General features: G+C 39.6%; 15 protein-coding genes and 3 pseudogenes. 7 read left to right on the top strand and 11 right to left on the bottom strand.

Annotated elements, in window-relative coordinates; all coding sequences use genetic code 11:
- Positions 1 to 339: 339 nt before the first annotated feature.
- The 3 genes from BSM4216_RS16620 to BSM4216_RS01905 all read right to left on the bottom strand — a co-directional run bounded on the left by BSM4216_RS16620 (position 340) and on the right by BSM4216_RS01905 (position 4,020).
- Complete coding sequence (locus BSM4216_RS16620) at positions 340 to 477, bottom strand: hypothetical protein (RefSeq protein ID WP_004439564.1); 138 nt, start codon at positions 475 to 477, stop codon at positions 340 to 342.
- 469 nt (positions 478 to 946) lie between these two features.
- Positions 947 to 2,380 (bottom strand): putative bifunctional diguanylate cyclase/phosphodiesterase, encoded by a 1,434-nt coding sequence (locus BSM4216_RS01910; protein WP_048622532.1) that lies wholly within the window; start codon positions 2,378 to 2,380, stop codon positions 947 to 949.
- Between the two features lie 1,061 nt (positions 2,381 to 3,441).
- Positions 3,442 to 4,020 carry a hypothetical protein gene (locus BSM4216_RS01905; protein WP_048622531.1) on the bottom strand — a complete coding sequence of 193 codons (579 nt, stop codon included), beginning with the start codon at positions 4,018 to 4,020 and terminating at the stop codon, positions 3,442 to 3,444.
- Positions 4,021 to 4,237: 217 nt separating this feature from the next.
- Here BSM4216_RS01905 and uraA point away from each other — a divergent pair, with 217 nt between their 5' ends.
- Both uraA and BSM4216_RS01895 read left to right on the top strand, forming a co-directional pair.
- Positions 4,238 to 5,506: a uracil permease gene (gene uraA / locus BSM4216_RS01900; protein ID WP_004439556.1), complete on the top strand. Its 1,269-nt coding sequence runs from the start codon at positions 4,238 to 4,240 to the stop codon at positions 5,504 to 5,506.
- 475 nt (positions 5,507 to 5,981) lie between these two features.
- Positions 5,982 to 7,171: pseudogene (locus tag BSM4216_RS01895) on the top strand (ISL3 family transposase).
- Positions 7,172 to 7,413: 242 nt separating this feature from the next.
- Here BSM4216_RS01895 and BSM4216_RS01890 read toward each other — a convergent pair.
- The 6 genes and pseudogenes from BSM4216_RS01890 to BSM4216_RS01865 all read right to left on the bottom strand — a co-directional run bounded on the left by BSM4216_RS01890 (position 7,414) and on the right by BSM4216_RS01865 (position 12,723).
- Entirely contained in the window at positions 7,414 to 7,701 is a 288-nt protein-coding gene (locus BSM4216_RS01890) for a diguanylate cyclase domain-containing protein (RefSeq protein WP_048622530.1), read from the bottom strand.
- A gap of 340 nt (positions 7,702 to 8,041) precedes the next feature.
- Entirely contained in the window at positions 8,042 to 9,157 is a 1,116-nt protein-coding gene (locus tag BSM4216_RS01885) for a BCCT family transporter (RefSeq protein ID WP_244878032.1), read from the bottom strand.
- Positions 9,158 to 9,172: 15 nt separating this feature from the next.
- Positions 9,173 to 9,655: a hypothetical protein gene (locus BSM4216_RS01880; protein ID WP_156179199.1), complete on the bottom strand. Its 483-nt coding sequence runs from the start codon at positions 9,653 to 9,655 to the stop codon at positions 9,173 to 9,175.
- A 97-nt stretch (positions 9,656 to 9,752) separates the two neighbouring features.
- On the bottom strand, positions 9,753 to 10,757 hold the full coding sequence (locus BSM4216_RS01875) for a transposase (protein WP_156179197.1): 1,005 nt from the start codon (positions 10,755 to 10,757) through the stop codon (positions 9,753 to 9,755).
- A 34-nt stretch (positions 10,758 to 10,791) separates the two neighbouring features.
- Positions 10,792 to 11,196 (bottom strand): annotated as a pseudogene (locus BSM4216_RS01870) (BCCT family transporter); the annotation flags it as partial.
- A gap of 159 nt (positions 11,197 to 11,355) precedes the next feature.
- On the bottom strand, positions 11,356 to 12,723 hold the full coding sequence (locus tag BSM4216_RS01865) for an ISLre2 family transposase (protein WP_003355652.1): 1,368 nt from the start codon (positions 12,721 to 12,723) through the stop codon (positions 11,356 to 11,358).
- A gap of 698 nt (positions 12,724 to 13,421) precedes the next feature.
- On the opposite strand from BSM4216_RS01865, the pseudogene BSM4216_RS17305 reads away from it, so the two are divergent.
- The 4 genes and pseudogenes from BSM4216_RS17305 to tnpC all read left to right on the top strand — a co-directional run.
- Positions 13,422 to 13,496: pseudogene (locus BSM4216_RS17305) on the top strand (hypothetical protein); the annotation flags it as partial.
- An 18-nt stretch (positions 13,497 to 13,514) separates the two neighbouring features.
- Entirely contained in the window at positions 13,515 to 13,637 is a 123-nt protein-coding gene (locus BSM4216_RS17195) for a hypothetical protein (RefSeq protein ID WP_255288022.1), read from the top strand.
- Complete coding sequence (gene tnpB, locus BSM4216_RS01855) at positions 13,631 to 13,987, top strand: IS66 family insertion sequence element accessory protein TnpB (RefSeq protein WP_048622526.1); 357 nt, start codon at positions 13,631 to 13,633, stop codon at positions 13,985 to 13,987. Before BSM4216_RS17195 ends, tnpB begins: the two co-directional genes overlap by 7 nt.
- Before the next feature lie 64 nt (positions 13,988 to 14,051).
- Complete coding sequence (tnpC, locus tag BSM4216_RS01850) at positions 14,052 to 15,629, top strand: IS66 family transposase (protein WP_048622525.1); 1,578 nt, start codon at positions 14,052 to 14,054, stop codon at positions 15,627 to 15,629.
- A 252-nt stretch (positions 15,630 to 15,881) separates the two neighbouring features.
- Here tnpC and araA read toward each other — a convergent pair whose 3' ends face one another.
- Together araA and BSM4216_RS01840 are read right to left on the bottom strand one after the other, a co-directional pair.
- The gene (gene araA / locus BSM4216_RS01845) at positions 15,882 to 17,306 is read right to left on the bottom strand and encodes an L-arabinose isomerase (protein WP_048622524.1); all 1,425 of its coding nucleotides are present in this window, start codon (positions 17,304 to 17,306) and stop codon (positions 15,882 to 15,884) included.
- A gap of 26 nt (positions 17,307 to 17,332) precedes the next feature.
- Complete coding sequence (locus tag BSM4216_RS01840) at positions 17,333 to 18,031, bottom strand: L-ribulose-5-phosphate 4-epimerase (protein WP_048622523.1); 699 nt, start codon at positions 18,029 to 18,031, stop codon at positions 17,333 to 17,335.
- 549 nt (positions 18,032 to 18,580) lie between these two features.
- Between BSM4216_RS01840 and BSM4216_RS01835 the strand changes: the two genes are divergently transcribed.
- A complete protein-coding gene (locus BSM4216_RS01835) occupies positions 18,581 to 19,969 on the top strand; it encodes a sugar porter family MFS transporter (RefSeq protein ID WP_048622522.1) in 1,389 nt (462 codons plus the stop codon).
- Positions 19,970 to 19,980: the final 11 nt, after the last annotated feature.

Raw genomic sequence — 19,980 nt, 5'->3', positions numbered from 1 at the left:
ATCAAGATCCACTTGCAAGAAAACTCATTTAGTTGTGCTTTCACAGCAGAAACGGATGTCTATTTTTATAGGAAACTTTCTCCCTCCCATTTCTTCCGAAAAGGCGGCTTTCATCATGCCCAGATTCGGAAGCCATCTGCTTACTTTTGCAATCCAAAACGGACAAATATCGTGTTCCATCTGCTGCCTTGCCAATAGATCGCTCGGCTGCTTTCTTCCCGCAACTGAAAAGAATGGAATCTTTTCCAACTTTTTTAGATTAAAAAGAGACCGGTTCCTTTTCTTCCAAACCGGTCTCTTTTTTGCACTCTATTTTTCTATGTAAATACCCTGTTTCATTTAAGAGTTGTTCGATTCTAATTTCACCATCTGTGTTTTGATCAAGTTTAAAATATTTTCCAAATTGCTATCTTTTTTATATCCTTCTTCATAAGCTGCTTTTAAAATCGATAAAAACATTTGCTGTTCTTTTGTCATATCCCTCCATCCTTTCAACTTAAAATGTTTGTCAATACGTGTCTATCATAGTTTGTTTTTGACTGATTTACAAGAATTTTCTCTGCATTATGAACCTTAACTAAGCATAAAACAGAATGAGAAAGGCAAATCGACAATCTATGCGTAAAAAGTCTGTACTTTTCCCCTTTCGAAGAAAAGATCTTTTTTCGTCCAATTGATCCTTTAAAAAGCAAAAAAAGCCGGCTCATTATAGGTTGACTCCCTTTTGAGCAAGCCCTATGCTTTCATGGATTCGATATTTTTTCCTTTTTTCACTACTATGTTTTTCTATGTCTCTCGATGAACAGCCAAGGAAATGATCTCCGCCTTAAAGTTGAAAATTAGGCTCGTCCAATCTCTCACTCTATGACAACCCATTCTTTCACGAACTACGCTTATGAACGAGCCATCCTCTATAAACCCTGATCGTCGACAAGACATCTATTATTCATTGTCCGTTGTTTGTTTTATTGGCTGACAAGTAACAAACAAAAGAATTCGATGGATTGGATTGAATGTTTTTCCTTTTTTCACTAGAAATCATTTCTTGCGGAATAACCATTTTTTGGATAAATAACTGTCCAATCTCCTTGCCGGGCAGCGACTTACTAAATAAAAATCCTTGAATTTCATCACAACGGCATTGCTGCAAAAACTGCAACTGCGATTTTGTCTCTACTCCTTCTGCCACGATGCGCGTTCCCATTGCATGCGCCATCTCGATCAACGCTTTTATAATGGCTTGATCAATAACGTTCTCCTCTAAATATTGGATAAAAGAACGGTCGATTTTTAATGTATCAATCGGATATTTTCTTAAGCTATTAATGGAAGAATACCCTGTGCCAAAGTCATCTAAAGCAATCCGCACTCCTAAGTTTTGTATTTTTCTCCATTGTTCCAATACCAGGTCATTCAAAAGAAGTAAAGACAACTCCGTTATTTCCATTTCCAGCTGCGAAGGTTCGATTTGGTGGTCCGTCGTTGCTTGCAGGATCGTTTCATATAAACCTTTTTTCAAAAACCGTTTTGCTGATATATTAATAGAGATCGTTGGAACTTCAATGTTTTGGCTTTGCCATTCATGGATTTGTTCGCATACTTTCCTTATCACCCAGTCGCCGATCTCGTTAATTAATCCTCCTTCTTCCGCCAACGGAATGAACTCCGATGGCAGCACGGTCCCCCATTCAGGATGGTGCCAACGCAAAAGAGCTTCTGCACCAACAATTTGATTCGTGTTGGCTTCTATACGCGGCTGATATTCGATCGATAAGCCATCGTTTTTTAAAGCTTTGCGCAGCTCTTTTTCTAGATGATACATTTTAAACGTCGATCTTTTCATAGACGAAACATAGATTTGGCAATTATTTTTACCGAACTCTTTTGCCCGGGATAAAGCCACTTCTGCGACTTGAAACAATGTGTCAGGATCTTCACCATCGTTAGGATAAAAACTTAATCCAATGCTGGTAGTGATAAAAAGTTCGTATTCTTCCACTTCCATTTTTCTGCCAATCACTTCCATTATTTGCTGCGCTAATTGAACATACGGTTCCCTTTTTTCTCCGTATTTCACTAGAGCAACAAATTCGTCTCCGCCGACCCTATAGACCGTCCCATGTTTCCCGATGACTTCTTGCAACCGTTCGGCTATTTTTTCCAACACTTTATCTCCGATCCTGTGACCTAGTGCATCATTCATTTTTTGAAAGCTATCCAAATCGAAGCAAAAAACAGCAAACATCCCACCGTTGCAATCGATCCATCTATTCAAATCTTCCATGAAAGCATTTCGGTTGCGGAGCCTTGTCAATAGGTCGTGACTGGCCATTTGTTTTATCGACATGTCTTCATAATTTTCTGCAAAAAAAATGGACATTTAAACCGTTTTCCTTCCTGGCACGACTTTTTTTGACGAATCTTTTTGCAGTTCTCTTGCTATGAAAAAGATTCCCTCCATTTACTTATTATAGGAAAAAAACATCTAATAATCTACATATTTATACAAATTTTCCCTTTGATTTTCTGTTTCTTCATTGATTTTTTTATTATTTTTATTTTCTCAATATGTAATTCTCCTATTCAGTTCATCCAATTTTCTACAAAATATGGTATGAACTTGGTGCTTTGCATGGAAAAAATGTCAAGTTGCCCCTTTTCGAATATGGCTGTAAATAGTTGTAATCCAGTCCCAAGACGTTTCTATAAAAAACGGCAGCCAGACAAAAAAATATTATATTAAAATATTATTAATTTTCCGTTAAAATATGGTTAATTATTTTTAAAAGAATGGCACCCACTTTGACGAAACAGCATGATCCATGCCATTCTGCTGCCACCCCATACAGCTTATTAAATCATCAAAATCTCCTATCAAAACTATTTTTTCAATACCATCACAAATCCGAGGCTGTCCGACGATTCATAATCGCTCCCGGTGCATCCCTTTATTCATGTAAAGATTGATATCGGGCATTGCTTTCCGCGGGCGGTCCCGAAGCCTCTTATTTGTCCCCCGCAGTAGGGTCTCGCCCGACTCGCTTTTCCGCAGAAATCTCGTCACTTTCACGATCACAGTAAAATCTTAACTTTGACAAATGAAAAACATCCAATTCTGGTGGGTTGCCGTCACCCATACACTTTCTGAAACAAGCCTTGTATTCCATTTCCCTTTCAAAATACTTATTTACAGCGAATAGTTTGAACTCAACTGAATAGTTTATGAATTTTGGTCCCTTTTTGCCAAAACAAATCCCTCCTATGCAAAACAGTATGGGTTTTTTTCCAACTGTCTACACAAGAGGGATAATATCAACCTCGGCGGGTTTTCTTATTTAACCACGTTCACTGGAGAATCCCAGTATTTTTGTAAATTTCATTCCAGCTTTTTCCCTTGAAATGTCTTTAACATTTGTCCATGTCGATTAATGACTTGCATCCTCAGCTAATCGAAAGCCCTGTTTTATTTCGCTTGCGTTTCTTTTTTTCTCCAAACAACACGGTGGCTAAACTTTCAAAAGGGCGAACCCATTTTTTTGATTTATTTACCTGCGTTGTCCCTAAGCTCTGAATTAAATGACGGTCTCGTTCTTCAATTTTGATTTCTTCCATTTTTTGCTTGATCCACAATTGTTGCTGTTCTAATTTACAAATCAGCTCACGATTAATCTCGATGAGTCGATTTTGTCCTTCTTCCAACTGCTGCAAACGTTCATAAACATCTTGACTTTGAACATGAATTTCCTGTTTTGGAGACTCAATCGCTTGATTTTCTTGTTGCTCCCGGCTTTGTTCGGCCGCCATTTGAATCGCTTTTTCAAAGGAAACGTTATTTTTTGTGATCGCTTCAATGATCCGCTGAATGACTGCCACATCTTTCGGATAAAAGACACGTGAATGGTTGATGCCTCGCTCAAAATGATAGCCATTCTCTTCAAGAGCCAAAGCGTATTTGCGAAGTGTGCTCGCCCCGATCCCTAAGCTTTTTGCTACTTTCGAACTAAAATATGCCTGCTCCACATTGTTCCCTCCCGTTTTTCCTTCTAAATAAGGATATTCAACAAAGCCGTCTAAAAGCCTTTCACTAACTTTGGAGATTCATAAGAAGTTTTGTCAGTGGCACATAAAGGAAATCGACTTCTTTCACATTTGGACAAGGAATTGTTCGAATTTTGTCGTATAATAGTACAAGAAATTTATCTTCATAATTTTTATACAAAAGGAGCTTAATCAATCGATGAAAACATTTGATGTAGATGAGCGGCCGTCTTTTGCAGCTCTAGTTCCGTTGAGTCTGCAGCATCTATTTGCGATGTTCGGCTCAACTGTGTTGGTGCCTATTTTGTTTCATGTCAACCCGGCCACCATTTTGCTGATGAACGGAATCGGCACTTTACTTTATTTATTCATTACGAAAGGCAAGATACCGGCTTTTCTAGGTTCCAGCTTTGCTTTTATTTCACCCGTATTTGTTGTTTTGGGAGAAAAGAGCTATCATGAAGCACTGGGTGGCTTTATAGCAGTAGGAATTATTTTTATTCTGATCAGCCTTATCATTCATCTGGCCGGAACAAAGTGGATCGATGTCGTCTTTCCGCCGGCAGCGATGGGAGCCATTATTACGGTTATCGGTTTAGAACTGGTTCCTACCGCGGCTGACATGGCGGGGTTGATTAAACCTTTAAGCCATCCACCCGCTCATTGGTCGCCGGACGGAAAAACCATTTTCGTTTCTCTTTTGACGTTAGGAGTGACGATTCTTGGAAACGTAGTGCTCCGCGGCTTTTTGAAAATCATCCCTATTCTGATCGGAATCACGGTTGGCTATATCAGCGCCTTATCCCTTGGAATGGTCGATTTTCAACCGATCAAAGAAGCGAAATGGTTTGCGATCCCTGATTTTTATGCTCCATCATGGGATTGGGCAAGCATCGCCATCATCGTTCCAGCCGCTCTAGTAGTTGTCGCTGAACATATTGGACACCTTGTGGTCACGCAAAATATTGTGGGGAAAGACTTATTGAAAGACCCCGGTCTTGCCCGTTCTATTCTCGGAAACGGAATCTCCACCACTTTATCAGGCTTTGTAGGATCCACGCCTAATACTACTTATGGGGAAAACATTGGTGTATTGGCACTGACGAAAGTGTACTCGACTTGGGTGATCGGGGGAGCTGCCGTTCTGTCCATTCTCCTGTCCTTTTTCGGAAAACTGGCTGCCTTGATTTCGTCCATCCCTACACCCGTTATGGGCGGTATTTCCTTGCTATTGTTTGGAGTAATAGCCGTTTCTGGATTGAGAATGCTGGTCGAATCGCAAATCGATTATTCCAAACCGATCAATATGATCTTGACAGCGGTCGTGCTTGTGATCGGGATCAGCGGAACGACTTTTACATGGGGATCTTTCTCGATAAAAGGCATGGCATTGGCTACAGTCGTGGCCGTTCTACTAAGCTTGCTCTTTAAATTGTTCGAAATCTTGCATATTTCGAACGAAGATTAAAACAATCTAGTATTCAAACAGTGATCCCCCAACCAATCTTTTTGCTTGGCGACAGGCGATATGTAAAATTTTCGGGGCAATGAATGAAAATCGGATAGACGTTATCATCAATGTACACTTCCAAACAAATACATTTCAAAAAGACCCTCAAAAATAAAAAGAAAAGGCGAAAATGAAAAAAGGATGAAAGGGAATATTAATGTTCCTCTCATCCTTTTTTCAGTTTATCTTACAGCATTGAATTGAAGATCACACTCTCTCGCCGCTTCATCTCAAATGCAGGCACTAGCTAAAAAAGGAATCGTTTGTTCATCTCTGACTGATGGACGTAAAGCAAACAGGCTGCACGAACTTTAAAGCGATTATCATTTTTGATTCATCACCACATTTTGTGATTTAACCCAAAAATAGGGAAAACACTCACGAATTCCTGGCAGTAATGTTAGCGTCACTTAACATAACAGGAGGTTCTAAAGTGTTTTCCGTATCACTAGATTTGCAATTTGAAGTTGTTAAACAAGTGTTTCTTGAAGATTGCAATTTGTTACATGTTGAGAAAATACTACAGAAGAACGCTGTTCTTACTGCGGTTTTTTTTCTAGTCATGTCCATGACTGGCGGACAAGAAAGGTTCGTGACTTGTCCGTATTAGGTAAGCCCCTTTTCTTATTTGTCAGAGTGTATAGATACCGTTGTCACAACTGTAATGAGGTATTTTCACAAACATTTGAATCTATCAGTCCTAATAAGCATCAGACCAATCGGTACAGAGAATATCTGTACGAAATGTGCATTGGCTCTACTATCCAAGAAGTGAGTCGAAAGGAAAAAATACCTTATACAACTGTTGAAAGAATATTTTATTCCGTTGCTAAAGAAAAAGAGAAGGAGCATGTAGAAACTCTTGAAAGTGTTTTAGAAAACAATGAATTAATCCTTAGCCTTGATGAGATCGCTGTCCGAAAGGGTCACCGATATGAAACAGTTCTTATGGATACCCAATCCGGGAGTGTGCTTGGTATGGAACATCAACGGAGTTATCGTTCAACTCAGATCTTACTTGCCAAGAAGATTCTGTCTGATAAATGCGTTCATACCGTTGTTATGGATATGTGGGATCCCTTCCATAAAGCTGTTAAATCTATATTCCCAGAGGCCTGTATCGTCATTGATAAATATCATGTGGTGCAAAAGGTGACACATGCACTTGACCAAGTTAGAAAGAAAACTCCTGGACTAAAAAAGGGACGGTTTAAACTCTTGAAAGGTTCTGAAAAGTTAACGGCTAATGAAAAACAACAATTAGATGAGATGCTCAAAGAGCATTCAGAATTGTCATATGCCTATTTTCTAAAAGAACTCTTTAGAGAAATATACCAAGTGAATGACTATGATACAGCTGATTCACTCTTAGAAGAATGGATTCAACTCGCATGGAGCAGCCCATTTCCTTCATTTCATCAAGTTGCCAAGACGATAGAAAATTGGAAGGCACAAATTTTACAATATTTTCTTACCCCTTTTACGAATGGCCGGATTGAAGGTACAAACCATAAGATTAAGAACATCAAAAGACGTGCTTTTGGCTTCAGAAACCTTGAAAGATTTCGACTACGTGTATTTTTGGAATGTACAGGTAAAACTTATAAAAATCAGGTTGCTTAACCATGCCCTTCATCAGCTTTCCGCATTGTAGTGGCTAGAATGGAAGCCGTCAAGGAAAGCGCTTGACCTCTTCCATTCTACCCACTTAGTGGTCTGCAAGCTGACGAAGGAGCTACTCTAGATTGAGTATCAATCTCGCTAACTTATTACCGGAATTGTGTGAACATCACAGAATATGGTGATGAGACCAAAAAAGTAACCAAGGTTTTCATTTAATCATCATATACTTCTATCGTCCTTATCTATAAATAAATCGAAAATTGATTTTTCCCTTTTTTCTTTGAATCATATAAAGCTTGATCGGCATGTTTATATAATGTTTCTACATCTTCGCCATGGTATGGTGCATAACGAAACTGATTTGTTGTTTTTTGAAAATCCCACTCGTCAACATTCGGCTTTTTTTCGTAATATTTAAGTAATCGATAGGTTGTTGACTCCATTCGATCAGCAGTTTCACTATCAAAATAGTAATATACTTTATCTAAATTTTCTAAAGCATAAAGAACCGTTTCTTCAATACGTTCCACTTGAAACTGATTATTCTCTTTTACAAGAGATTCAAGTTTAACATGATTGATCATCGCGAACGTATGGCGATGACCGATGCAAACATAATTATAATTGCAAATAAACGCAACCGAAAGTTCCCATTCACTTAGATCACCCTAGTAATGTAAATATGTATACATCTCTATTTTACAGCACTTTTATAATAGAGATAGGGAACTAAATTATTGCAATAATGAAACTTTATAAACAATCTAAGGGCTATCCTTACAAAATAAGAAAGCCGAGAAACTGTCGATGATAAAAAATCAATCCACAGATTCTCGGCTTGAATTTTGAAATTAAACGGCTACCTCATTTTCAGACAGAAAGCACATCTTGTTCTTTTTTCTTCTTCATTCCCGTTTTTACAGGTTTAACTTGTTTTTCTTTTACTTTGACCTTCTGTTTTTCTGCTTTTGGAGCAACTTCTTTTGAGACGACTTTAACGAGTGAAATCATCATAAAGACGATAATAACCGTAAATGGCAGAGCTGCAACAAGGGATGCTGACTGTAATCCTGTTAGGCCACTTGTCGATAATAATACTAATGCAATTGAACTGATTAGTACTCCCCAAACAATGCGCATACCAATTGGCGGATTGGTACTTCCATTTTCGGACATACTACTTAAAATATATGCTGCAGAGTCTGCAGATGTTATTAGAAACGTAAAGATTAATATAATGGTGACTACTGATAAAATTTCCGTAATTGGCAACGTTTCAAACAGTGTAAAAATCGCCAATGTAATATCATTATTGGTTACAGTCGCAATATTGGAACCTTTAAATAGATCCATATATAAAGATGTTCCACCAAAAACAGCCATCCACATCATCGAAAGTAATGCTGGTGCGACCATGACTCCGATTATAAATTCACGAATCGTCCGTCCTCGTGAAATACGTGCGAAGAAAGCTCCTACGAATGGCGACCAAGCAATGGTCCAAGCCCAATAAAAGATCGTCCATTCATGTACCCAATGCTCACCACTGTATGGTGTCATATTTAATGAATAACTAATGAAATTCGAAATATAATCTCCAATGGCAACTGTAAATGTCTCCATTATAAATACAGTTGGTCCTGCGAAAAATACGAAAATCATTAATAATATGGCTAAAGCTAAGTTCGCATTACTTAACCATTTGATTCCCTTGTTTAAACCAGATGTTGAGGACAAGAGAAAGAGAAGCGTCATTATAGCGATAATCGCCAATTGAACCCAAAAATGAATTGGTGTATTAAAAACAGCATTTAAACCACCGTTTGTTTGTAGTACACCCATACCAACTGATGTTGCTACACCCATAACAGTAGCAACAATAGCTAATATATTAATTGTATTTTTAATACTTCGACTACTGCGATTTTTTGGCATCAGTGGCTGTAACGACGTTGAAATAAGTCCATTTTTTTTCTTAGACGGCACAACCAACACAATAAATTAGTTGTGCCTTTTCCATTTCTCTTCAATAGTGTTTAAATATTCATTTGGTTCTTTTTTGAATCTTCTTTGTTTTATATGCTCGCCAATACGTTGTTCCCATTTATTCGCTTCAGTTTTATATGCTGAATAATTAACATTTTTTATCATTTGTAGCCCTTCCTGTTCATTAGAGACATTTTCTACAAATACAATGTTTTCACCGTGTCGGATAATATATCGATTCCAAGTCCGACTACCTGTGATTCTTCGGTGTTTTTGCTTTATTCTTCTAAAAAAGAGTTCTAAATCATTATTCGTTCTCGGTATAAGTGGATAATCATAAAAGGTGAAAAGTCCTTTCCAAAATCCTTTACTATACTTTAATAGGTTCTCTACAAACGGTTGATCTTCTTTCCGATTAAGCTCTTTTTCCATTTGGTTTAAATATTGCTTCAATCTGTTTTCGACCCAAAAACTTGTTTTATTCTCAGAAGGTTCCATAATGGTGGCAATCCTTTTAAATCGTGTATCCCAACGTTTTACGAGTTGATAATCTTCCTTATAGTTATCCACATTTCTGACTATTCTGAACAAATTTTCAAGTAGAGGAGTCCCCTTTTTTATCCAGGCATTTTTCAATCGAATCTTTAATCGCATTCGTTCGTTCAAAAACACAAGTGCCTGGTAATTCGAATGGTGGCTTACCATCTTCTAGAAGAACGGATCGAATAGCCGCAATATAGTCACTTGCTACCTCTTCTTCTATGTTTTTAGATGGAGAATTTTCAATTTTTCTTTCAACTTCCCTTATTCCCCTTAGCTTCTTTTTGATATTCGTTTTTAGTTTTCTATCTTTTTCAACTAATGGTTTGGCTATGTCTTTAAAGTAATGAAACTGACAATATTGATACGGAATATCTGGAACTATTTGTTCAATTGCTAAACGAATGGATTGTTGCCCATCACTGATAAAACCTTGGATTGGATAACCCCAGTCTAAAATGGGTTGAATAATACCTATCAGTTCTTGAGAAGCACTGCTTTTTAAATTATGTGCAGCTAAAATAGTACCACTAAGAACTTCACGGATGACATACAATGTTTCGTTACCTTTTTCGGGTTGGACACCATCAATAGATAAGACAAGTCCTCCATGTTCTTTCACAATATTTTCTAATGTCTCTTTCATATTTTCTTTAACGCTTGCCCGCAGTAATAACGCATATCTTTCATAAAGTTTCTGTACTTGCCTCTCAGAAATTTTTACTTCTTTTTCCGATAAGATAGTAGCTATCTCAGATCGAGTCTTATGTTCTTTAAACCGTAAATATCCGATATATGCGATGACATCCATTCCATAAGTAATGTGCTTCATACTTAATTGTTCGGCTTCAGCTGAACGATATACGGTGTCATTAGAACAGGAGTTATTCTCACATCGGTATCCTAGATTTATGATTTTAAATTCACCTTTTAGGGTAGAAATTGTTTTTCTCCAAACAGGGTGACAGTATACTAATTTATTACCACATTCTGGACAATTAGTTATCTCGGGTCTAAAGTATTTTGATTCGATTGGATTTAATCTATTTTTGGTACGCATAAATAATCACCAACTTAAATAAAATTCAGGTCTATTATAACCTAAATTTAATGTTAGTGTTATTTATTCCGTCTAAGTTTTTTTTTCGAAATTGAAAATAAGCAATAGCTAAACCAACAACTGCAAAGATCGCCCACATACTTAATCCGTAATGGAAAAACGCTTGTCCCATGGCAATTCGAGCAGCTTCAGCCGATTGGGATGTTATATCTTCCGACGGCGGATTAAAGAAATGGGTCATTGGTTCACCTACACCATAAAAGACGAGCGCAATTCCAAGACCACAAGAAAACAACATAGCAATCCATGTAAATCGACTAAATTGCAGCTTTTCCTGATCTCCGCCTAAGCGGATCTTTCCAAATTTACTAAAGGCCATATATAGACTGAAAATAACCATAGCTAAAACGGATAATAAGTAAAACCAGCCAAAATTTTCAGTCGTAAATTGGAGTCAGTCAAGACTTTGTGGGAATTTTTTTGGTTCGCTGAAAATAGATGTAAGTCATAGGTTAGCGAACCATTTTTTTGAATTTCATCCGTAAGCGCTTTCGGACTCTCATCCCTTGCCATGACAGACGAATATGTATACCTTTTTTTACCATCCCTTGAATTCAGACAGGGCATGATAGATCGGAGTCCCGGACGATTGCTGTAAATATGGCACGTTATTCCGCGTTACCTCTGGAAGAAGACGGCGGATGCGTTGTTTCGCCTTGTTCACGATCGTCTGTTTGGTAGATGCCGTTTCCTCCGCCGGATGCGACGATTCTTCTCCTAAACGATGTCCGAAAAGACGAATCCCATCCATCCGGGCAATCATTGCCTTGAAAAACGCCCTGAGTCCCTTGTCTGTCCAACTGCGGCGGTATTTCACCCGATACGCCAGCTGGCTCATCACGCTTTCAGCCCTCCCCATCGGATACATGCCCGTTGTGTCCACTCCTTGCTCCTTCAGCCATTCCCGGTAATCACGGATGCATCCCGGCATCGATTCGATCCGGTGGATCAAGGCAGCCAGCTGTTGTTCTTTCGCTTCGTCCCCCAGCGTGCCGAGGGCGCTGTTCAGTTCCACAAGCAGCTTCTCTTCATCCTGCTTCGCCAGCTTTTGCCGAATCGCCTGCCACCGTGGATGGCCCGAGAGGCATTGGCGCAACTCACGCGCCACGTGGAATCGATCCAATTGGAAGCAGACCCGTCCTTTGAAATACTCCCGGCACGCGGTAATCCATGGAGCGCCGTCCCCGTTGATGACAAGAAGATCCCGACACGGATCATAGGCATATTCGTTCATCAAAAATTCCTCGAAGCCTTCCCACACCTCCCCCTTGCCTTCATGGACGTAATGGCGCTGATTCACGAATTCGATCCGTGAGCCGTTGCGCTTCCATCCTTCGTGAACGGTCAGGATTTTGTCTTCCTTGGCCCGTTTTCCCTTCCCTTGGAGAGAGACAAACAGTCCATCGGCCTCCACAAACAGCACCCGTCCATATCGCTGGTCAACCGGGCAGTGCAGCGGAACTTCAGCCTCGAGCACCAACTGGCGGATCGTCTCATGGCTCATCACCGGATACCCGACCATCTGGGCAAGCGTATGAGCCGCTTTGCGATAGGAAGAGCACTCCACAGCCAATCCCATCGCCGTTTCTTCTAGACAAGGGCTGATTGACTGCGATCCATCAAACGCTAAAAAGGAATCAAGCAAAAACGTGTAACGGTTTTGTTCTCGGTCTAAATAGTAGTTTCGCTCAAAGGTAACTTCGCCAAACAAGGTTTGAATCGTGGTGCGTCGTTTGTCTTTCAAGTGGTACCGGCGCTTGTCCCGGGTTTCCGCCAATTGTCGGTCGATGTCCTCCAACAGAGCCGTAAACAGCTCGGTGAAGGCGTTTTGCAAGGCTCGAAACAAATCAAGTTCGATCTCTTTCCATGTCAACGAATTTGTGGTAAGATGTTGTTGAATATTCATGGGACTCTCTCCTCCTGTTTGATGGTGTGAACAATGATCATCTTACCAGGGAGAGAGTCCTTTTTTCATGTTTCCTGCTTGGGATCCTACCGCACTTTGCTTGGTGGCCCCGATGAGGGGGATTGCGAACCTACGTTCCCAACCCCCTCATCGGGGAATTCTAAGAATTTCTCCCACAAACATTTTACTCACACATGGTGGATTTGTGGGGGAGATCGGTGTTCATATTACTTATGGGTATCTTTTTACCCAATTTCCCTTTAATTCTCCAAAAATGCTCGCAAATTCTAACTTATTGTATAAAGGACACTTTCTATAAAGTTAATGAACGCACACCTTTTGCAGAAGATAGGAGCGGAAACCTTACGAATGCAGTTTTTCTCGAATTTGATGAAAAAAACTGGTTTCATAGACTTGATGAACATACTTTTCTTTTGATTTGTCGGGAAAAATCGGTTATAGTTAGACCATGAACTCACTTTTTCCTCAAAACACACAAAAAAACGTAAGCGTCAAATAAAACCCACATTCCGATCATAGGTCATCCGTGTGATAATCTTCTTAGAATGATTCGGGAGGTTTTGCCATGACCCTAAAAGAAAAAAGAATAGAATGGAAAGCACGATATGATGCCTGGAAAGAGAGTGGACAGAGTATAGCGGAGTGGTTGCCGGGATCAAGGAATCAAAACTCACCAAATGTACTATTGGGTGAGGCAGTTCTCCCGCGGTGGCAGTTGCACTGAAACGCCTGTCCAGACGCAGTGGCTGGCTGTTCAGGTAGAAGAATCCTTGCCTTCTTCAGGTCAAGGTCCGATCTTTTTACACGTTGATGCGATCTCCGTTGAAGTACGGCCCGGTGCCAATCTGGATCTATTAACCGATGTGATTCGGGTGCTGCAACACCAATGTTGATGAATTCCCCGTTTGAACGTGTCTATCTGGCGCGTGGCAGTACGGATCTTCGCAAATCGATTGACGGACTGGCCGCTATTGTACAGGAATGCTTTGAACTCGATCCCTTCTCTCCGTGCTTATTCGTGTTTTGTAACCGGAAACGGGACAAGTTAAAGATTCTTCAATGGGAACATAACGGCTTCTGGCTTCATTATCGCCGTCTGGAAAAAGGGACGTTCCACTGGCCGTCGGAGAATGATACAGCGCCCATGTCTATCAGTTCACGCCAGCTGCGCTGGCTGCTGGACGGCTTGCCAATCGAACAAAAACAAGCGCATCAGGAAGTGAAGGCACGCATCCTTCTATAAAACAAATAAATAAAAAAAGAATTCGATACTAGGCAAGTTGGATTCTTTTCCGTATACTGGACATATGGAAAAATCAGCGCAGACTTCAAAAGGCACAATTGAATATTACAAAGCGCTCAACGAAAAGCTCCAAATGGAAAAGGAAGAGTTGGAAGCGAAATTAAAATGGTATGAGGAACAATTCCGCCTCAGCCAGCAACGCCGATTCGGAGCTTCCAGCGAGAAGACCCATCCGGACCAGCTCTCCCTTTTCAACGAAGCCGAGTCCACGGCTGATCCAGCTATGGAAGAGCCTACCGTTGAGACGATGACATATAGACGCAAGAAACAACACGGCCAACGCAAACGCATGCTTGAAAACCTGCCTACAGAGACGATCGAATACCGTTTGTCTGATGAGGAACAGGTCTGTTCGTGCTGTGGCGGTGCCATGCATGAAATGAGCACAGAAGTACGCAAGGAATTGAAAGTCATTCCTGCCCAAGTGAAAGTAGTCGAACATGTGCGTCATGTATATAGCTGCCGTCACTGTGAGCGTCATGAACTGAACACACCTATTGTGACAGCGAAGATGCCGGAACCTGTTTTCCCTGGAAGCCTAGCGTCTCCGTCGTCAATGGCTTATACCATGACACAAAAATACATAGAAGGTATGCCCCTGTATCGCCAGGAGAAACAACTGGAACGCTTTGGCGTGTCCATACCTCGGCAAACGCTGGCCAATTGGACAATTTATGGGGCTCAAACTTGGCTTAGTCTCATTTACGATGAGATGCATGAGCACCTCCTACAGAAGGATCGTCTGCATGCGGATGAGACAACCTTGCAGGTCCTGTCTGAACCGGACCGGCCAGCGACATCGACTTCCTACATATGGCTTTATCGTACCGGTCGCGGGGATACACCAATCGTCTTATACGATTACCAGCAAACCCGTGCAGGCAAGCACCCACGCCGTTTTTTGGACGGCTTCCGGGGATATTTGCATGTGGACGGGTATGCGGGTTATAACGTCCTCCCCGATGTGAAATTGGTCGGGTGCTGGGCCCATGCCCGCCGCAAATTCACAGAAGCCCTGCAGGCACTGCCTGAATCGGCGAGCACTTCCACCGTCAAAGCAAAGGAAGGTCTGGCCTATTGCAATAAACTTTTTGAAATTGAGCACAAGCTTAAAGATGCAAGTCCAGAGGAGCGCTATCAAGCACGGCTGGAGCACAGCAAACCCGTGCTTGAGGCTTTTTTGTCATGGCTTAAAGAGCAAATGCCGCGCGTACTGCCAAAAAGCGCACTTGGCAAAGCGATCAAGTATTGTCGTAACCAATGGGAGCGGTTGGAGGCATTTTTAGAGGACGGCCGTTTGGAGATCGATAATAATCGCGGGGAACGGTCAATTAAACCTTTTGTGATCGGTCGCAAAAACTGGCTCTTCAGTAATACATCAAAAGGAGCAAGGTCTAGTGCGATCATCTATAGTGTTGTGGAGACATCCAAGGAAAACGAGTTGGATCCATTCAACTACCTTAGCTATCTGTTTCAAGAGCTTCCCAATATAGATACGACAGATAAAACAAAATTAGCTGAATTCCTGCCATGGTCACCGACGCTTCCGCAGGAATGCCGTGTTCCTAAAAAATCTAAATAAAGCATACATGAAATCCCATCTGAATACAGGTGGGGATTACTTTACGCTTACTAAAAAAGAGCGAATTGAGAAACTCAAAGTTTCCCAGTTCGCTCTTTTGACATATGCATGTTACATTGTTATCACGCCAACTTCTTTCTTCAAATAAGGACAGTTTTTTATCCGTAAAAATAGCAAAAGGGCCAAACCGAAGGTCAAATTCAATTGACATTTCGGACAGCCCAACTTAATTTTAATAATCAATCAATTCTTTTATTTAATATTTACTAACTCAACTCCAACCATGTTAGCAAAATCCTCGATTTGTTCTGGTGTGACTTTAAGAGAGAAAACTGTGTGGTGACCTCCACCATATTCAATCCAGCGACGAACACCTTCATAAAAGCCAACTTTCGGTGTCCAAATTTGACGAGCTACTGGAAGATTTGGCGCTTCTTCAACCGGTGTCTTACCTTCGACTTCATACATGATCATTTTAAATTGATCACCAAAGTCAGATACCGTTACGTTAATGCCTTCACCTTCAGAACCATCAAATACAAGGCGTGCCGGTGCCTCTCGATCACCAATGCCCAAAGGATGAACTTCTACTTTAATCTTTGTGCTGGCTAATGTTGGATCGACTTCAAGCATATGTGCACCTAGAATTTCTTCATTTCCTTTCACTAAGTTGTACGTATAATCTTCCATAAATCCCGTTTTCTCATTATGAGCCATAATTTTTAATAAACGATCAAGAGCTGCTGTTTTCCAATCTCCTTCACCAGCGAAACCATACCCTTCCGCGTTTAATCTTTGTACGGCCATACCTGGTAGCTGTTTCATTCCCCATAAATCTTCAAAGTTCGTAGTAAAGGCTGTATATCCGCCTCTTTCAAGAAATTTCCGTAAAGCAATCTCGATACGGATTTGTTCTTTAACATGTTCTTCAAAATATTTAGGATCATTGTCTCCAATCACAAATTCATATTTTTCTTGGCATTCATCATAAATTTCATTAATCTCTTGTTCTGTCACATCTTTCATTTCAGCTACAAGATCGCCGATACCATAATAATCAACTGTCCACCCAAACTTAATCTGAGCTTCAATTTTATCACCTTCTGTAACGGCTACATTTCTCATGTTATCTCCGAATCTTGCAACTTTAATATTGAAACTCTCATTATACGCTACGGCAACATTCATCCAATCTGCAATTTGTTTTTGTACATTTTTATCTTTCCAATACCCTACGACAACCTTATTTCTTTTGTCTAATCTTGCATTAATATAGCCATATTCACGATCTCCATGGGCACTTTGATGTAGATTCATGTAGTCCATATCAATTGTTTTCCAAGGGATATGGTCAAGAAACTGTGTAGCTAAATGAAGCAATGGTTTTTGCAGTAGTTTTGTACCTCTAATCCAGTTTTTAGCAGGAGAAAAAGTATGCATCCACGTAATGACACCTGCTACATGGTCGTTATAGTTAACATCTTTCATGACTTGAGTAATACTATCAGCTGTTGTTGCAACTGTTTTAAAAACAACTTTATATGGTAGCTTACCACTTTTATTCAATTCATCAATAATCTTAATAGTGTTTTTTTCAACTTCTTCTAATGCCTCGGGTCCATACAAATGTTGACTCCCAACAACAAACCAAAATTCATAATTTCTTGTTTTTAACATACGCAAAACCTCCAATGGAAAATAATCTATTTTGTTTGACCGTAATAGGCGTTTTTCCCATGTTTTCTTAAAAAGTGTTTGTCTAAAAGGTATTGATCCATGTCAATACGGTGTGGATTTAGTTGTATCGTATGATATGTCATCTTTGCGACTTCTTCTAAAACGACTGCATGATGTACGGCATCAAGAGGCGATTTGCCCCATGTAAATGGACCGTGGTCATTAACTAATACTGCTGGAATTTGATCTGGATCTAGACTTCTTTCTGTAAAAGTTTCAACGATGACATCACCGGTTTGTTTTTCATAATCCGTGACAACTTCCTCTTCCTTCATCGCTCTTGTTACTGGAACAGGACCATAAAATGTATCAGCATGTGTTGTACCTGCTGCAGGAATTTCAAGTCCAGCTTGAGCAAACACTACAGCCCAAGGAGAATGTGTATGAACAATCCCGTTAATGTTAGAAAAATGTTTATATAGCACACAATGGGTTGCTGTATCACTTGATGGTTTTAAATCACCTTCTACGACGTTTCCATCTAAATCAACGACGACCATTTTTTCTGGTGACAACTCTTCATACTCGACACCACTTGGCTTAATCACAACTAGGTTTTTTTCACGATCTATCCCGCTTACATTCCCCCAAGTAAAGGTGATCAAATTATATTTAGGTAACAACATGTTTGCTTCATAGACTTCTTTTTTTAACTCTTCTAACATCATGAATCACCCCTTTTGAAATTTTATAATCTACTTGTCTACGTGAATTTAATTTTTCTAGTGTACTAAAGTAATATAAAAAAATTCATCTCCTTTCTATTAGAATGGACTTTAATTCTTGAAACCTAACTCGATGTTGCTTATAACGACAGACAAGTACATTCGTTTTATTCAAAAACTATTTTTAAAACGCTTACAATAAAATCGTATATTAATTATACGTATAAGTCAAGATTTGTAATTTTAATACGTACAAAATTAACAAAAAACAACCAAAAAAGTGAAATTTGTATACAAAAAATAGGCTGAATCACAAAAACCTCTCGACCCCACAAAACAAAAATAACAAAATAAATAAAGGATTATAGGTCCGGTTGAAAAATTTGTACTGATAATATTTTTATTTATTGATTTATACTGATGACTATGCTAGCATATGATTAAGAAATTGAAAGCGCTTTTCTAAAATCTATTGATGTCGACATCATAATCAAACAAACGAAAGTTCAATACACACATGATCAGAAAGACAATTAAGGAGGGATTTTAATGGTAAATGAAAAGAAAATATCTAGTAGATTTATATATTTCTTTGGGGCCTTTGGTGGTATTCTTTTTGGCTATGATATTGGCGTTATGACTGGTGCATTACCATTTCTAAAAGAAGATTGGAATCTTCAAGATGCTAGTACTATCGGTTGGATCACTTCCTCCGTTATGTTTGGTGCCATTTTTGGTGGTGCAATGGCCGGACAACTGTCAGACCGATTAGGTCGGCGGAAGATGATTTTAATTTCAGCTATCATTTTTGTCGTTGGATCTATTTTATCCGGTATTGTACCTTTTAATGGAAGCGTTTCCCTCATCCTAGCTAGAATTTTATTAGGATTTGCTGTTGGTGCAGCCTCTGCACTAGTTCCAGCTTACATGTCAGAAATGGCTCCAGCACATCTGCGTGGACGTTTATCAGGAATTAATCAAACGATGATTGTTTCTGGTATGCTGCTTTCATATGTAGTTGATTTTTTACTAAGTGGTTTACCAACAACATGGGCTTGGCGTTCCATGGTTACGATCGCAGCTCTACCAGCCGTCATTTTATTTATTGGTGTGTTGAAATTACCTGAATCACCTCGTTTCTTAGTGAAAAACAATAAATTAGATGAAGCACGTAAAGTCTTAAGCTATATTCGTCCTAAACATGAAATTGATGCGGAAATGAAACAAATACAAGATACGATAAGAGAAGAACAAAATAAAAAGGCATCATGGGGAACACTACTTAATAGTAAATACCGTTATTTAGTTATTGCAGGTGTTGGTGTAGCCGCTTTCCAACAATTCCAAGGCGCTAACGCCATATTTTATTACATTCCATTAATTGTAGAAACAGCAACAGGAAAAGCAGCAAGTTCAGCTCTTTTATGGCCGATTATTCAAGGGATTATTCTTGTTTTAGGATCATTAGTATTCTTAGTAGTAGCTGATAAATTCAATCGTCGTACTTTATTAACTTTAGGTGGAACGATTATGGGACTTTCCTTTATCTTCCCGGCAATATTAAATGTAATCATTCCAAACGCACATCCCATGATCATCGTCGTATTTTTAAGTATTTATGTCGCATTTTATTCCTTCACATGGGCACCTTTAACATGGGTGATTGTAGGAGAAATATTCCCATTAATGATTCGTGGTCGTGCATCAGGATTAGCTTCATCCCTTAACTGGATCGGCTCTTTCTTAGTTGGGCTCCTTTTCCCAATCATGACTGCTACTATGGCTCAAGAAGCTGTATTTGCCATTTTCGGTGCGATTTGTTTACTTGGAGTGTTATTTGTACGGACATGCGTCCCTGAAACTCGTGGACGTACATTGGAGGAAATCGAAAAAATCGGAGAGATGAAAAACGTAGAAAACCATACACTAAAAATATAAATATAATCGAT

This window comes from Bacillus smithii (genome assembly GCF_001050115.1).
Taxonomy (GTDB): domain Bacteria; phylum Bacillota; class Bacilli; order Bacillales; family DSM-4216; genus Bacillus_O; species Bacillus_O smithii.
The sequence above is the reverse complement of the archived record's forward strand: the minus strand, read 5'-3'. Positions and strand labels throughout refer to the sequence as shown.

Bases quoted from the DNA above. Each gene is read 5' to 3' on its own strand.
- BSM4216_RS01875 (WP_156179197.1), bottom strand. From the start codon at position 10,757: ATGCGTACCAAAAATAGATTAAATCCAATCGAATCAAAATACTTTAGA.
- tnpC (WP_048622525.1), top strand. From the start codon at position 14,052: ATGGAAAAATCAGCGCAGACTTCAAAAGGCACAATTGAATATTACAAA.
- BSM4216_RS01840 (WP_048622523.1), bottom strand. From the start codon at position 18,031: ATGTTAGAAGAGTTAAAAAAAGAAGTCTATGAAGCAAACATGTTGTTA.
- tnpB (WP_048622526.1), top strand. From the start codon at position 13,631: ATGTTGATGAATTCCCCGTTTGAACGTGTCTATCTGGCGCGTGGCAGT.
- BSM4216_RS01835 (WP_048622522.1), top strand. From the start codon at position 18,581: ATGGTAAATGAAAAGAAAATATCTAGTAGATTTATATATTTCTTTGGG.
- BSM4216_RS01865 (WP_003355652.1), bottom strand. From the start codon at position 12,723: ATGAATATTCAACAACATCTTACCACAAATTCGTTGACATGGAAAGAG.
- uraA (WP_004439556.1), top strand. From the start codon at position 4,238: ATGAAAACATTTGATGTAGATGAGCGGCCGTCTTTTGCAGCTCTAGTT.
- BSM4216_RS01910 (WP_048622532.1), bottom strand. From the start codon at position 2,380: ATGTCCATTTTTTTTGCAGAAAATTATGAAGACATGTCGATAAAACAA.
- BSM4216_RS01880 (WP_156179199.1), bottom strand. From the start codon at position 9,655: ATGGAACCTTCTGAGAATAAAACAAGTTTTTGGGTCGAAAACAGATTG.
- BSM4216_RS16620 (WP_004439564.1), bottom strand. From the start codon at position 477: ATGACAAAAGAACAGCAAATGTTTTTATCGATTTTAAAAGCAGCTTAT.
- araA (WP_048622524.1), bottom strand. From the start codon at position 17,306: ATGTTAAAAACAAGAAATTATGAATTTTGGTTTGTTGTTGGGAGTCAA.